General features: G+C 37.6%; 13 protein-coding genes. 12 read left to right on the top strand and 1 reads right to left on the bottom strand.

The window, feature by feature from the left end; translation table 11 throughout:
- Positions 1–56: 56 nt before the first annotated feature.
- The 12 genes from IV88_RS00935 to IV88_RS00880 all read left to right on the top strand — a co-directional run bounded on the left by IV88_RS00935 (position 57) and on the right by IV88_RS00880 (position 14137).
- Complete coding sequence (locus IV88_RS00935; protein ID WP_057797790.1) at positions 57–242, top strand: hypothetical protein; 186 nt, start codon at positions 57–59, stop codon at positions 240–242.
- A 141-nt stretch (positions 243–383) separates the two neighbouring features.
- The gene (locus IV88_RS00930; protein ID WP_057797788.1) at positions 384–2135 is read left to right on the top strand and encodes a serine hydrolase domain-containing protein; all 1752 of its coding nucleotides are present in this window, start codon (positions 384–386) and stop codon (positions 2133–2135) included.
- A 208-nt stretch (positions 2136–2343) separates the two neighbouring features.
- Positions 2344–3285 (top strand): ABC transporter ATP-binding protein, encoded by a 942-nt coding sequence (locus IV88_RS00925; protein WP_057797786.1) that lies wholly within the window; start codon positions 2344–2346, stop codon positions 3283–3285.
- Positions 3275–4885, top strand: coding sequence for an ABC transporter permease (locus tag IV88_RS00920; RefSeq protein ID WP_057797784.1), 1611 nt, complete (start codon positions 3275–3277; stop codon positions 4883–4885). The genes IV88_RS00925 and IV88_RS00920 overlap by 11 nt, the downstream gene beginning before the upstream one ends.
- Positions 4886–4896: 11 nt before the next feature.
- Positions 4897–5535 (top strand): TetR/AcrR family transcriptional regulator, encoded by a 639-nt coding sequence (locus tag IV88_RS00915; protein ID WP_057797782.1) that lies wholly within the window; start codon positions 4897–4899, stop codon positions 5533–5535.
- A gap of 113 nt (positions 5536–5648) precedes the next feature.
- Positions 5649–6410: an exodeoxyribonuclease III gene (locus IV88_RS00910; RefSeq protein WP_057797780.1), complete on the top strand. Its 762-nt coding sequence runs from the start codon at positions 5649–5651 to the stop codon at positions 6408–6410.
- Positions 6411–6419: 9 nt separating this feature from the next.
- A complete protein-coding gene (gene ligA / locus IV88_RS00905) occupies positions 6420–8447 on the top strand; it encodes an NAD-dependent DNA ligase LigA (protein ID WP_057797779.1) in 2028 nt (675 codons plus the stop codon).
- Between the two features lie 51 nt (positions 8448–8498).
- Positions 8499–10004 (top strand): gluconokinase, encoded by a 1506-nt coding sequence (locus IV88_RS00900; RefSeq protein ID WP_057797777.1) that lies wholly within the window; start codon positions 8499–8501, stop codon positions 10002–10004.
- Positions 10005–10008: 4 nt separating this feature from the next.
- A complete protein-coding gene (locus IV88_RS00895; RefSeq protein ID WP_057797775.1) occupies positions 10009–11115 on the top strand; it encodes a glycerate kinase in 1107 nt (368 codons plus the stop codon).
- A 126-nt stretch (positions 11116–11241) separates the two neighbouring features.
- Complete coding sequence (locus IV88_RS00890; protein ID WP_057797773.1) at positions 11242–12366, top strand: acyl-CoA dehydrogenase family protein; 1125 nt, start codon at positions 11242–11244, stop codon at positions 12364–12366.
- A 13-nt stretch (positions 12367–12379) separates the two neighbouring features.
- Positions 12380–13168, top strand: a complete 789-nt coding sequence (locus IV88_RS00885; RefSeq protein ID WP_057797771.1) for an electron transfer flavoprotein subunit beta/FixA family protein — start codon at positions 12380–12382, stop codon at positions 13166–13168.
- Between the two features lie 6 nt (positions 13169–13174).
- Positions 13175–14137 (top strand): electron transfer flavoprotein subunit alpha/FixB family protein, encoded by a 963-nt coding sequence (locus tag IV88_RS00880; protein ID WP_057797770.1) that lies wholly within the window; start codon positions 13175–13177, stop codon positions 14135–14137.
- Between the two features lie 298 nt (positions 14138–14435).
- Here the strand turns inward: IV88_RS00880 and lepB are convergent, their stop codons facing one another.
- On the bottom strand, positions 14436–15038 hold the full coding sequence (gene lepB / locus IV88_RS00875) for a signal peptidase I (protein WP_057797768.1): 603 nt from the start codon (positions 15036–15038) through the stop codon (positions 14436–14438).
- Positions 15039–15057 lie beyond the last annotated feature (19 nt).

Here is a 15057-nt window from a genome sequence, read left to right as displayed (position 1 = left end):
AAAAAAAAAAGAATTATAATAAATGTAACTTTTAAAGATATGGTAGGTGATTTATTGTGAATGCACAAGACGCGTTAGATAAGATCAAGGAACTTGTTAGTGGCGGTAATCTTGACGACGCAAAGCAATTCTTCGAAGATCATAAAGACGACTTAGGTGACTATGCAGACCAAGCTAAGGGATTACTTGGTGGCGGTGCTGATGGCATCATGGATTCAGTTAAGAATCTATTTGGTAAGTAAAATAGTTTTATTTAAAGGATTGGCTTAGCCAATCCTTTTATTTTGTCGTAAGTATTAAAAAACTTACAACTTGATTACAAATCCCTCATACCTCTTAAATGCTATCGAATGTTCGTTACAATAGAACTTTGGAGGGTAAGAATGAATAAAAAACAATTTTTGGGGATTACAGCTACATTGCTGACCGGACTAGTATTTTCAAGTACACATGTTTTGGCTGATGCTACCGATACAGCTAAAGATGTAGTACAAACGAATAAAACTAATTCTACAGTTAGCACAAGTGGAGAACAAGAAGTAACAACACCTGCCAAAACAGAAACTAACCTTAATCAAAGAGTAATGAACGTGAAAGTGCAACCACACGTCAGTACGGCGCCAATTAGTAACACTGGTAATCAAACAGCTTCTCATAATTGGCAAAGTTCGGGTAAGTTGAAGAGTATGAATCAGGTTCGCGTTGTGCAACAGCAGAACCGAGCCAAGTCCTCTAATAAAAAAGTTTGGGATTTGGAGGGGAATCCGATTGGAAGTCAGAAACCACTGTATTTCAAATCTAAGTATTTAGCTAATCAATTTACTGATTTATCTGTTAAACAACAATTGAAAGTTGGTAAAGAGAACTATTACTATTTTAAAAACAATGATGGCAAATCAGCTTGGATTTGGCAGGGATATACTGGATTACCAACTAAGTATACGACGGTAAAGAAAAATACCTATAAAGTTAAAATTAAAAAGGGCAATAGTCATCCATTTTTCGATCACGCTAATTATGGTGATTATCGTGCGACCGCGATTCACTATCAGAAAAATTATGTGAATAAATTGATGACGGTTGATATGACTGCTCGTGTTGCTGGTAAAAAAGCTGATTATTTACGAGTGAAGTGGAATGGCAAGAACATGGGATGGATTTGGGCAACTGCCACAATCAAACAGCCAATCATTGCAAATGCTAATTTAGCAGTAAAGTCTGATCCTAAAAAAGATAACGTTCAAAGATTAATGAATCAGTATCATTTAAATGGTCGAGTTTTAGTTGTTAAAAATGGTAAAGTGCATTCTTTTGCTAATGGTGATGCAGACCACAAAGGGAAAGTTTCTAATTCCAGTGGAAGTGCTGTATATGCTGGGGCATCACTTCAAAAAGCAATGACTGCAGCTATGATTGTTCAATTGATTACACAGTCTCAGAAAACCAAAAATAGTTTTACACAATATACGACTATTAATCGTTGGTTACCCTCACTAAGAGGCGGTAATACAATTACACTTGGAAGTTTAATGACTCAAACATCAGGAATTGCAGATCCAGATGATGAACGTGAACCAGGAACTAAATTATCAGAAGCAACTGCGGTTAATCGTGCAATTCAACGAGTTAATGCCCGTGGCTTAAGAAGTAAGACTTTTTATTATAGTAATTCCAACTATATTTTGTTAGCTGGTATTATTAGAAAGATTACCGGTAAGTCATATGCAACTAATTTGAAAGAACGAATTATAAAGCCTTTGGGACTTAAATCCACATATATGTGGGACCAAATTCCTAAGAATCGCGTTGCTGCTAAAAACTATTATTATTCGAACGGAAATTATAAGAGTTGTAAAACTGTTTCTCCATCCCTAATGTCACTGATTGTGGGAGCTGGAAATATGTATACAACGCCGGAAGATTATTATAAGTTTGAAAAGGGATTATCTAATGGAAAAATTCTGAATAAATCAGATTACAATTATTTAATCCATTTAAAGACGGTGTCTTATAAAGGATATTCTGGTGGGATGTATGTTAGTGATTACTTTAAAACTAAAAATGTGTATGGTTCATTAGCGTACAACCATGTTAATAACTGGGTCAATTTTTCACTAGACACCGTAATGGAGTGATTTTGTTTGTAAATCAAACCTCCAAGTCAGCCGGTGGAAATAAGAACCATGCGGTTAACTTGGCTTCGGCTATTCAAAATCTACTTTAAAAGTAAAACGCTGCTGATATAAAGCAGCGCTTTTTATTTTTTTTAATATTGACTGCACAGTCATTGACTTGCGGGTCAACAAGAAATATAATCTAAGTAAATTCAAGGGAGGCATTATTATGAAAACAAATAATGTGGTTTTACACCTAGATCATTTACAAAAATCATTTGGCAAATTTAAAGCTTTGAAAAATATTACTTTTGATGTTAATAAGGGAGAAGTTTTTGGGTTTATTGGACCGAACGGAGCTGGTAAATCAACTACGATTAGGACTTTATTAGGGATCTTAAAACGAACTGCCGGTAAGGCGACCATCTTTGGTGAAGATGTATGGACACATCGTGTATTAATTCATAAACGAATTGCGTATGTGCCAGGGGATGTGTATCTATGGCCTAATTTAACTGGTGGCGAAATTATCGATTTGTTTTTGAAAATGAATGATAACAAACATACCCAACGTACGGATGACTTGATTGCTAAGTTTGACTTAGATGTCACGAAAAAGGCTCGGACATATTCAAAGGGAAATCGCCAAAAAGTGGCACTAGTTGCTGCATTTTCAACGAATGCTGATTTATATATATTTGATGAACCTACATCAGGGTTGGATCCTTTGATGGAAGAAATCTTCCAACAAGAAGTTTTACAGTTAAAAAAATCTGGGAAGAGCATTTTACTTTCGAGTCACATTTTATCTGAAGTTGAGCGTATGTGTGATCGGATTGGAATTATTCGTGACGGTGAAATTATCGAAACCGGAACGTTAGACGATATGCGTCATTTAACGCGTACGCAAATAACAGTTACAACTAAGGAAAGTATCGACGATTTGGATCAGAATCCGGCGGTTCATAATGTCAGTCGCAGTAAACAAGTTTCTAACAAAGCAACATTTGCGGTCGATTCAGAAAACATCGAGAATATTATGCAGTATTTGACTACTAAAGGAATCGTGGCATTACAGAGTACTCCACCAACCCTGGAAGATTTATTCTTACGTTATTACAAACAAAGTTCTGATCAAAGTGGATCAGAGGTGAGTGATCATGAAAAATAATTTTGATAAAACGGGATTTCTAACACGATTTGGGATTCGACGTGATAGTTGGAGCCTGATTACTTGGATTATCTGTCTTGCGGGATTAATGGCTTCTGTAGCCTTCAAATTTGAAGGAATTTATGGAACACCAAGTTCAATTTCGGCGATTGAGAACACTTTAAAATCACCTGCAATGGTAGCTTTATTTGGTAAGTTTGATATTCCTGCAAAGCAAAGTGCTGATGTGTTTGGTACTGAAATGATTGTTTTCATGGCTTTGATGATGGTGATTATGAATATTTACTTTGCAATTCGTGGGTCGCGAAGTGAAGAAGACAGTGGTTTAACAGAACTGCTAGTTTCGCATTCAATTGGACGTATGTCGAATATAATGGCGATTTCCCTCGAACTACTCTTCATTAATATTATTGTTGGAATGCTGTTTGGATTAGGAATTCAATTTAGTGGAATGCCAGGAGTCAATGCAAATGGTGCTTGGCTGCTTGGAATGGTATTAGCAGCAGTAGGGTTGTTCTTTGGCATGGTAGCACTCTTCAGCGCACAGATTGCGGATAATTCTCGTAATGCAACGACGATTAGTTATGGAATTTTTGGATTGTTTTATATTTTACGAATGTATACGGATTTAAAACGTCCATCTACAACATGGTTTAATCCATTTGGAATGATTGAAAAAATATCAGCATTTCATAAAAATGATTGGAGACCAGTCATTATATTGGTTGTTTTGAGCTTTGTTGTTTGGTTGTTAGTACTATTTACAAGCCAACACCGTGATATTGGTTCGGGATTGATTGCAACTCGTCCTGGACGAGCAAAGGCTGGTTTCTTACTGCGCGGTCCGATTAGTCTAATTATGAAGCTACATCGTACTAGCATGATTGTTTGGACTGTTGGCTTATTTATCTTAGGTACGACGTATGGTTCAATTTTTAATACAATCAGTGATATTTTGAAAACTAATCCAACGATGCAAACTGTATTTGGAAAAGCTGCAGTTAATGCAGCAAATCACCAGATTTTACTAAATTTTGTGGCAGTCATTACCATAGTTTGTGTTGGTCTCGCAGCGATTCCAGCTATTCAGGTTATGAATAGTCTCAAAGGAGATCAAACGAAGGGCTATTTAGAAAATATTTTTGCAAAGAAGGTTTCCAGATTACATGTTTTTATCAGCTATTTAATCACAGCAATTATTGCGGGAGAACTGAGCTTCTTTGCTTCTTTAATGGGTCTTTATGTTGCGGGAAATGCAGTTTTAACACATGGTAAATTAGACTTTCAGACTTATATACATGTGTTTATCGCATACAGTCCAGCAATTTTGACGTCTGTTGCAATGGCAGCCTTTTTAGTTGGTATATGGCCTAAAGGCACCTTGATATCATGGGCTTATGTGTTCTATGGTATCTATTCCATGTATTTGGGTAGTTTGTTAAAATTACCAGATTGGGCGAAGAAGTTTAGTGCTTTTGGTTGGGCTAATAAGGTCCCTGTCCATGCGGTCAATTACGGATATTTCAGTGTATTAATGATAATAATGGCAGTTTTGATTATAATTGGAATTTGGGGGTATCAACGTAGAGATTTAAGTTAAGAGGTTTAATTATGGAAATAACTAAACAAGTACCTAAAGATCCAGAAAAAGTTTCGCGTATTTTAAAAAACTCGCTCAAGGTATTTGCAAATAATCGCTATCAACGAACGCGTGTTGATCAAATTGCAGAGATGGCAAAAGTTTCGAAGGGAATTATTTTTAGATACTACGATAGTAAATTTGGATTGTATAAAAGTACATTACAATTTGCAGTTAATAATATTATGAGTACTGCAGATCTTTCGGTTTGGAAAGACTCCAAGGATTTAACTGAAATGATTGTGCGAGCTACTAAATATAAAATACAACTCCAAAGCAAGTTCCCGGATGAGTTCAAAGTATTGCTTGATGCGTATGGTGATGTGAACGATTTTAATGACGAGGATCGTGAGCAAGTTCATCAAATTGTCGGGGTTGATTTAAACAATGCTATGGAGCTGAGTGGTCCAGTCTTAGAACGACTTAATATTCGTGGAGATGTTGATATGGAGGTTGTTCAAGGAATGTTCACCGCTATTATGCTTCAAATTGGTGAAGAGACTAAGGCGTATATGGAAAAACATCCAGACGGTGATTTGAGTCAAATGACTGATATTATTAAACATGCTGAGGGATACATGGGTGTTTTTGAGCGTGGCATTAGTAAATAATTTTTAGAGATATCAAGCTGTAATGTAGCTTGATATCTTTTTTAATGTTATAAAGACCCGAATGATACTAAAATGAGATATTATAGAAGTAATAGAAAAGTGGAGGTAATCTAATGAAGTTAATTTCTTGGAATGTAAATGGACTGCGAGCTGCAGTGACACATGGATTTATGGATTCTTTTAATGATTTAAATGCCGATATCTTTTGTTTGCAGGAAACCAAGCTACAAGCTGGCCAAATTGAAATGGATTTACCAGGTTACCATCAATACTGGAATTATGCTGATAAAAAGGGCTATTCTGGTACGGCTATTTTTACAAAAATAAAACCACTAAATGTTACATATGGAATTGGCGTTGATGAGCATGATCACGAAGGTCGGGTGATCACCCTTGAATACAAAGACTTTTACATGATTACTTGTTATACACCTAATTCACAAGCTAAATTAAAACGCTTGGAATATCGAATGAGTTGGGAAGATGCTTTTCAAGCTTACATCAACAAATTAAATGAGACCAAACCAGTTGTGTTCTGTGGTGACCTAAATGTTGCTCATAATCCGATTGATTTGAAAAATGACAAGACTAACCACAAGAACGCTGGCTTTAGTGATGAAGAACGGGCTAAATTCAGTGAATTATTAGCTTCAGGATTTACGGATACATTCCGTTACTTCTATCCAGACCAATCCGATATTTATTCATGGTGGAGTTACCGATTCCACGCTCGTGATAATAATTCTGGTTGGCGGATTGACTATTTTATTACATCAAAATCAATTGATGATCGTTTACAAGATGCAAAGATTCACAATGAAATATTTGGTTCTGACCACTGTCCAGTGGAACTCGATGTTGATTTAAAAGGGTAGGAGATTAAGATGGCTTTAAGTAAACCAGTAACCGAAATGACTGAAGCAGAGGCAAACGACCAGGCAAAGAAACTTCGTGTTATTCTCGATAAATGGAGTAATGAATACTACACGCAGGATAATCCTGAAGTGGAAGATCATGAGTATGATGATAAATATAATGATTTATTAGAACTTGAAGCAGCTTTTCCTGCAATCATTACGAATGATTCCATCACACAGCGTGTTGGTGGACAAGTTTTAGAAGGATTCACAAAAATTTCGCATGAAATTCCAATGCTTTCCATGGGGGATGTTTTTTCGCGGGATGAATTAGTTGAATTTGACAATCGAATTCAAAAAAATGTTGGTCATCAAGTTGATTACAACGTGGAATTAAAGATTGATGGATTAGCTATTTCACTTGTTTATGAAGATGGTAAATTTGTTCAAGGTTCTACCCGTGGAGACGGTAATATTGGTGAGGATATTACTAAAAATTTAGCTACGATTGATTCAGTTCCTAAGACTTTGAGTCGTCCAATTTCGCTAGAAGTGCGTGGTGAATGTTATATGCCAAAAGAAGCATTTGCGACACTCAACCAACAACAGGTTGCTGCTGGAAAAGATAGCTTTGCTAATCCGCGGAACGCTGCTGCTGGAAGCCTGCGCCAGTTAGACACAAAAGTAACTAAAGCACGCAAATTAGACACATTTATCTATACCCTGGTTGATCCTGAAAGCGTCAATGTTACAACTCAACATCAAGCGATTCAGTTTATGGAAGAACTAGGATTCCATACTAACCCAACTCAAGCTGTTTGTGCTTCGTTGGATGAAGTTTGGGATTATATTGAGAAGTATGAAGGTCAACGGGATGATTTAGCGTACGGAATTGACGGAATTGTTCTGAAGGTTAATGACTTGGAACTAGAACGTCAGTTAGGTCATACAGTCAAAGTTCCCCGCTGGGAAATTGCTTATAAGTTCCCACCTGAAGAGGAAGCAACCGTTGTTCGTGACATCGAATGGACAGTTGGACGAACCGGGGTTGTCACCCCCACAGCCGTGATGGATCCAGTTCAATTAGCAGGAACAACTGTTAGCCGTGCGACATTAAATAATGTGGATCAACTCCGTGCGAAGGATGTTCACATTGGCGATACAGTTTTACTTCATAAAGCAGGAGATATTATTCCCGAAATCACTAAAGTTGTTTTGGATAAACGACCATCTGAAATTGAAGACTTACCAATTCCAGAAGTCTGCCCATCTTGTGGTCAGGAGCTAGTTCATTTGAACGGTGAAGTGGCCTTGAGATGTATTAATCCAGACTGCCCAGCGCAAATTGTAGCTCGTCTAGAACACTTTGGCTCACGGAATGCGATGAATATTATGGGATTAGGTCCCAAACAAATCCAACAACTGTTTGATAAGGGCTTTATTCACCATTTCAACGATTTGTATAAATTAACACCAAATGAATTAGGCGAATTAGATGGTTTCAAAGAGAAACGAATTAATAACCTTCTTCAATCGATTGATACCAGTCGTAGCAACTCACTGGAACGACTTGTTAATGGCCTAGGTATTCAGGGTGTTGGGACTAAAATGGCTCGAACGCTGGCTGAAGAATTCAAAACGATGGATGCAATGATGGAAACTAGCGTTGAAGATTTTGAAGCTGTTAATACGGTTGGTGGTACTTTAGCCAAGAATCTACATGTCTTCTTTACCAGTGAATCTGCTCAAAATATGATTGATGAGTTAAAAGCAGTGGGCGTTAACATGGAATTTTTGGGTCAAACAGCACCAGTTGATGAGGATAATCCCTTTAACGATAAGAAGATTGCCATTACTGGTAAATTAGAGCAGTTTAAACGTAACGAATTAAAAGAACAACTAACTAATTTAGGTGCCAATGTGGTTGGCTCGATTTCGAAGAAAACTGATCTTTTAATTGCTGGGGCAGATGCCGGAAGTAAGTTAACAAAAGCTGAAGAACTCGGCGTTAAGATTATGAATGAAGCTGAGTTAGTAGACGAATTGAATAAGTAATCTGAAGGAGCGCAAAAGTGCTCCTTTTTGACTATTAAAGAGGTAATAACAATGGATTATATGATTGGCACTGACATTGGAACAACCAGTACGAAGTCAGTTTTGTATGATGAAAATGGGAAAGTAGTGGAATATTCAAATTTAGGTTATCCCATGTATCACGACGTTCCTGAAGCAGCTGAAGAAGATCCTGATGAAATTCTAAATGCAATTTTGCAGACAATTCAAAACGTTACTAAATCGGTTGATAGCGAGCATGTACTCGGAATTTCATTTTCCGCTGCGATGCACAGCCTGATTTTGTTAGATGGAAATCACAAACCAATTTCTCGAGTTATGACCTGGGCTGATAATCGAGCAGGTGTTGTACTTGGTCAATTTAAGCAGGAAGCTAATTTTCAGAATATTTATCAAGAGACCGGTACTCCAATTCATCCGATGAATCCACTGGTTAAACTTTATTGGTTGAGCCATGCATATCCTGCAATGATGGAAAACACTGGCTACATTGCGGGGATTAAAGAATATGTTATTTACAAGCTGACGGGCGAATTTAAAATGGACTACTCGATTGCAAATGCAACCGGTCTGTTTAATTTGCATACATTTAACTGGAATCCAGAATCTTTGAAATTAGCCGGAGTTAAGTCAAATCAGTTGCCTGATTTGGTGGATACGGATTATGTGATTGATAATATAAATTCAGACTTGGTTAATGAATTAGGTCTTAATTCAAATACTAAGATTATTATGGGAGCAAGTGATGGTGCACTATCTAATTTAGGTGTTGGAGCTGATCAAGAAGGTGTTGCAGCGGTGACTATCGGAACCTCTGGAGCAGTTCGAGTGATGACTACAGAGCCATATTTGGATCCAGAAGGGAAGCTTTTCTGTTACTACGTTGCCCCACATAAATGGATTGTTGGCGGACCAGTTAATAACGGAGGGCAGGTTTTGCAATGGGCTCGCGAAGAATTACTCGATCATTTACCATTTGAAGAAATTAATAAACTGGTTGATAACACACCTGCTGGGGCTCATGGGCTAATTTTCAATTCCTATATGAGTGGCGAACGTGCTCCATTGTGGAATTCTAATGCACAGAGTTCGTTGGTTGGTTTAACATTTTCACACACAAAAGCTGATATTGCCCGGGCCGTGATGGAAGGCATTGTGATTAATTTAAATGAAGTCCTCAACCTAACTAAAAAGTCACTTGCCGTTAATGAAATCCATGCAACAGGCGGTTTTACTCAGTCTGAAGTTTGGTGTCAAATTTTAGCAGATGTACTAGGGCAATCAGTGACTGTTCCAGATAGCTTCGAAAGTTCATGTTTAGCTGCTGCCGTTATCGGTTGGAAAGCTCTAGGCAAGATTGAAAGTTTAGATATCATTCGAAAAATGGTTGGAACTACCAAAGAATTCAAACCCAATGCTAAAAATCATGAAGTATATCAAAAATTGATTCGACTCTTTGAAGATGTTGAACAACAGATGGAACCACTTTATGGTCGAATTGCTGAGTTGCAGGAAGAACTGAATGGTGAGGAGCGATAAATCAATGAAAGCATTAATAGCAATCGACTCATTCAAAGGTTCCATCACCAGCATTGAAGCAGCTAATCGAGTGGAACGTGGCTTTACACATGCTGGAATTCAGTGCGAGAAAATAGCCATTGCCGACGGTGGAGAAGGAACTGTTGATAGTTTTCTTTTCAACAGACTTGGTGGAATTAGAAAGACCTTCAAGGTGCACGATGTTTTAAATAATAATGTTTCTGCTCCAATTGCATGGTTTCCAAGTTCAAAAACGGCAGTTATTGAGTGTGCTTCAGCTTCTGGTATTCAATTTAAAGATCAATACTCTCAAATTAACTCGACTGAATTTAGTTCAGTTGGAACAGGAGAGCTGATTAAAAATGCCGTAGATCTTGGTGCTCAGACGATTATTGTTGGATTGGGTGGCAGTGGAACAGTAGATGCAGGTTTGGGTCTTATTAGTGGTCTTGGTGGAAGATTTTTGGATAACCTAGGTCATGAAGTTGCCGCTAATGTGCAGCAACTTAGCAATATCCAACACCTCGACCTATCCCATGTTAATCTCGAAGATGTTCAATTGATTGTGGCATCTGATGTTACTAGTCCGTTGACCGGTAATTCAGGAGCAACGCAGGTTTTTGGTGCACAAAAGGGACTGTCAGACAATCAAATTCAAGTTGTGGATCAGGGCTTGAAAGAATTAGCACGAGTATTAGATCCTAAAAATCAGGGCCAAGAACCGGGCGACGGTGCTGCGGGCGGAATGGGATTCGCACTTCGTTTACTGGGTGGAAAAGTGGAAAGTGGATTTCATTTAGTGGCAGAGAATGCAGATTTAGAGTCCAAGGTTCAAAATACAGACATAGTTATCACGGGTGAAGGTCAAATTGATGAGCAAAGTTTGCATGGTAAGGTTCCGGTTGAAGTGGCAAAGCTGGCGAAGAAATATCAAAAACCATGTATTGCTTTTGTCGGTCAACAAATTGGAACACTGGATAATTTTCGTGCAATTGGATTAACTTCAATTTTTTCAATTGTCGATCAAGTAATGAGTTTGAATCAAGCCATAAGTCAGGGACCAGAGCTATTGGAACAAATGGCTGAACGTGTGAGTTGGCTAATTAAATAAATTGGTACAGAGTTTTGCTGATGAAAATTGGTAAAACTCTTTTCATTTGGTCTCAAAATCATTCGAAAAATAGTGTATTATAGAAACTTGTAAGGGGTTTCACAAAGCGATGAAGGAGGATTCGAAATGTTTGATAATACATTTACGCCTGAACAACAAATGTTACACCAAATGGTAAAGGATTTTACGGCTAAAGAAGTCGCACCATTTGATATGGCAATTGACCAAAAAGGCGATTTTACAGACGGATTATTTCAAAAATTGATTGATAATGGTTTTCTGGGGTTAACGCTCCCTGAAGAATATGGTGGTGCTGCTTTTGATCCAATTGCCACCGCAACAACTATCAATGATTTAGCATACGGAAACGCAAGTGTTGGTGTAACTTTGGAGGGTCATTATAAGACGCTCGACCAACTTATGAAATACGGAAATGAAAATATTCAAAAAGAGTACTTAGATAGTGCTAATCATCGTATTTTTGCCTTCTCAAATACTGAACCAAGTGGTGGCTCTAATCCAACTGGAATTAGTTCCACGGCCGTTAAAGAGGGCAACAAGTGGATTATTAACGGTGATAAAGTCATGATTACAAATGGTGGCTTGGCTGAAGTTTATATTATCCTAGTTAAATCTGGTGAGAATGAATTTTCATGTTTCTTGATTGATAAAGATATGCCAGGATTTTCATTTGGTAAACGCGAAGATTTCATTGGACTACGAGGAACTCCCGTAGGTGAAGTGGTCATGAATAACATCGAAGTTAGCGAAGACCATTTGATTGGTAAACGTGGTCAAGGACTAGAGATTGCAGATCAAGCTCATGATGATGCTCGAATCCTAATGGGTGCTGTTCTAACGGGAATTATGGAACACGCTCTAAAAATTGCTTCTGATTACGCTAAACAACGTAAGGCTCTTGATACTCCATTAACTGATTTACAAGTCATCCAAGAAAAAATTGCTAATATTGCAATTTCAAAAGAATTAACTAAATTAGTCTATCAACAAGCAGCAATTCGTAAACAAAATGGCCAACCATACATGGAAGAAGCCGCAATGGCCAAAACATTTGGTAGTCGTTCAGCTGTTAAAGCCGGTGATGACGCACTCCAAGTTCTAGCTGGTTATGGTTACAGTCGTGAGTATCCAATTGAACATTTAATTCGAGATGCACGAGCTTTGGAAATTGCTGAAGGAACCGTTGAAAAGATGCGGACAGCAATTGCTAAAGCCGAATTTGAAAAGTAAGGAGGATACCAGAATGAAAATTATTGTATGTTTAAAACAAGTACCAGAAACTAATAATGTCAAAATTGATCCGGTTACGCATAATCTACAACGAAACGGAATCAGTGGTGTGATTAATTCTTTTGATGTCAATGCCATTGAAGCAGCCCTTGAGTTGAAAGACCGTTATGGCGCCGAAGTGGTTGCTTTGACAATGGGACCTCCTGACTATGAAAAAACGCTTCGTTTAGCAATGGCTATGGGAGCTAACGAAGGTGTTCTCTTAAGTTCTCGTGGATTTGCCGGTGCAGATACTTTAGCAACAGCTACTGTATTGGCTGCAGCTGTTAATAAAATTGGCGGAGCAGATTTAATCTTATTCGGTCGTCAGGCAGTTGATGCTGATACAGGACAAGTTGGTCCGCTTGTTGCTGAAAAATTAGATTTACCACAGTATACTTACGTTTCAAAATTAAACTTGAGTAGCGATGGCCAAATTGATGCAGTACGTATGCTCGATGGTGGAACCGTTCGAGTAAATGGTGATCTACCAGCAGTTGCAACGGTTCGTTCTGAATTAAACGAACCACGTTATGCAACACCTCGAAATATTAAACTCAGCTTTAAGAAAGATATTGTCGTTTATGATGAAAAGGATTTAGATCTAGATGATAGCGAAATTGGACAAGCTGGTTCGCCAACAATTGTTACTAAGGTTTATACACCAACAGCAACACCTAAAGTTACAGAAACCCTTGAAGGATCTGCAAAAGAAGCTGCTCAAAACTTATTAACAAAATTGAGCGAAAAAAGTATTTTATAGGAGGTTATGAAAATGAGTGAGATTTGGATTTATGTGGAAAATCATTTTAATCGGGTTGATCCTAGTAGCCTCCAATTAATAACGAAGGCGAAAGAAATTGCTAATGGTCGCCAAGTTACTGCAGTTATTCTGGAAGACCACGATCAAGATTTTGAAAATACTGTTAAACAGTATGGACCTAATCAAATTTTGTTGGTTAAAAATGATAATTTAAAGAATGCTAGTGATGAAACGATTACGAATGTATTAGTTGATTTAGCACAAGAACAAAAGCCAGATACGATTTTATTTGGAGCAACAGTCACAGGACGTTCTCTAGCACCAAGAATACAAGGACGTCTAAAGACCGGATTAACGGCCGACTGTTTGGACTTACGATTTGACGACGATTTGCTAGTTGCTACCAAGCCATCTTATGGTGACAACATTATGTGTGAAATAACTTGTCCTAAGAACAAGCCACAAATGGCAACGGTGCGTCCTAACACATTTGAAGCAGTTGTTGATGGTTCGTCTGAGCCCAAAATTAATGAAGTCGAAGTGACCGTTGATGTTGATCCAAGAGTAACAGTTAGTGACGAGCAGGGTTCAGTTAGCAATACCCGTAGCATCGGTACGGCTAAACGAATCATTGCCCTTGGTCGTGGTGCTCAATCTGAATCAATCATTAAGAAAGCTAATGAATTAGCTGGAAAAATTGGAGCGATTGTTGCTGTTTCACGCCCGTTGACTGACTTACCAGAATTCAGCCATGAACAGCAAATTGGACAAAGTGGAAACACCGTTGCACCAGATTTGATTATCAATCTTGGTATCTCAGGTGCTGTTCAATATGTGGTTGGAATTCAAAATGCCAAGACCGTGGTATCAGTTAATACCGATCCAAAAGCACCCATCTTTGACGTCTCGCAATACAAGTATGTTGGGGATGCAGAAGCGTTTTTGGATGGCCTGATTGAAAATGTATAAATAAGTATAAGCATATTGTTTTGAGTAGACTAATATAATCTATATAATGTTTTTACCAAATGAAATGGAGGAAACGTTATGTCATTATTTAGTATCTTATCAATATTTCTAATTAGCTCAGTCTCTTTATATCTATTGTATGAACTTATAAATAAACTAGTTCTTTGGATTGATAAAATCGCTAAAGACGAACGGGTTCCGTTTCATAAGGGATTACAACTGGCTGTAGTACGAATTACAAAAAGATAAAAAATAGCACTGATAAACATTTTGATTCGTTTATCAGTGCTATTTTTAATTAACGATTAATTTCTTCGTGATGATTTTGCCAAGGTAGTAATTTAACTACGCCTTGAATCTTATCTTTGGGAACGAATCCCCAGTATCGACTATCGTTAGAAACTTCACGATTATCACCCATTACAAAGTATTTTCCCTTTGGAACGGTGGTTACGCTACCGGAATTCCATTCAGAACCCTTGGAGAGTGATTTTAAATCAAAACCGGTCTTTTCTTTATTTATTGGTTGCAAGGTGCCTTGTTTTTGAGCATCTTTGCTGATGAAATCTTGTTTAACAACCTTGTTATTAACTAGAAGTTCGCCAGATTTTGTATATTGAACGGTATCACCAGGAACACCAATAACTCGTTTAACATAAAGAATTTTCGGGTCAATTGCTCGAGGGTCAACACCGTAAGCTTTAAAGACAACTACATTGTCGCGTTTTGGTTCTAGAAATTTAATCATTGAAACACGTTCAGTATTTTGCAAGTTAGGGTACATTGAGCTTCCGTCAACTTTAACTAGTGAGAAAGCATACGTTTTAATCAATAGTGCAATCGCTAATCCAACGGCAATTGGAATAATATAATTTTTAAAAATAGACCAAATTGATTTCATTTTAAACTCCCTTTTTAGT

It is taken from the genome of Pediococcus argentinicus (assembly GCF_001437605.1).
GTDB classification, from domain to species: Bacteria; Bacillota; Bacilli; order Lactobacillales; family Lactobacillaceae; genus Pediococcus; species Pediococcus argentinicus.
Note: the sequence above shows the minus strand (reverse complement) of the source record. Positions and strands in the feature narration are given on the sequence as shown.

What these genes read in the sequence shown, in the direction of transcription:
- IV88_RS00930 (WP_057797788.1), top strand. Translation starts at nt 384, where the DNA reads ATGAATAAAAAACAATTTTTGGGGATTACAGCTACATTGCTGACCGGA.
- IV88_RS00925 (WP_057797786.1), top strand. Translation starts at nt 2,344, where the DNA reads ATGAAAACAAATAATGTGGTTTTACACCTAGATCATTTACAAAAATCA.
- IV88_RS00920 (WP_057797784.1), top strand. Translation starts at nt 3,275, where the DNA reads ATGAAAAATAATTTTGATAAAACGGGATTTCTAACACGATTTGGGATT.
- IV88_RS00915 (WP_057797782.1), top strand. Translation starts at nt 4,897, where the DNA reads ATGGAAATAACTAAACAAGTACCTAAAGATCCAGAAAAAGTTTCGCGT.
- IV88_RS00910 (WP_057797780.1), top strand. Translation starts at nt 5,649, where the DNA reads ATGAAGTTAATTTCTTGGAATGTAAATGGACTGCGAGCTGCAGTGACA.
- ligA (WP_057797779.1), top strand. Translation starts at nt 6,420, where the DNA reads ATGGCTTTAAGTAAACCAGTAACCGAAATGACTGAAGCAGAGGCAAAC.
- IV88_RS00900 (WP_057797777.1), top strand. Translation starts at nt 8,499, where the DNA reads ATGGATTATATGATTGGCACTGACATTGGAACAACCAGTACGAAGTCA.
- IV88_RS00895 (WP_057797775.1), top strand. Translation starts at nt 10,009, where the DNA reads ATGAAAGCATTAATAGCAATCGACTCATTCAAAGGTTCCATCACCAGC.
- IV88_RS00890 (WP_057797773.1), top strand. Translation starts at nt 11,242, where the DNA reads ATGTTTGATAATACATTTACGCCTGAACAACAAATGTTACACCAAATG.
- IV88_RS00885 (WP_057797771.1), top strand. Translation starts at nt 12,380, where the DNA reads ATGAAAATTATTGTATGTTTAAAACAAGTACCAGAAACTAATAATGTC.
- IV88_RS00880 (WP_057797770.1), top strand. Translation starts at nt 13,175, where the DNA reads ATGAAAATGAGTGAGATTTGGATTTATGTGGAAAATCATTTTAATCGG.
- lepB (WP_057797768.1), bottom strand. Translation starts at nt 15,038, where the DNA reads ATGAAATCAATTTGGTCTATTTTTAAAAATTATATTATTCCAATTGCC.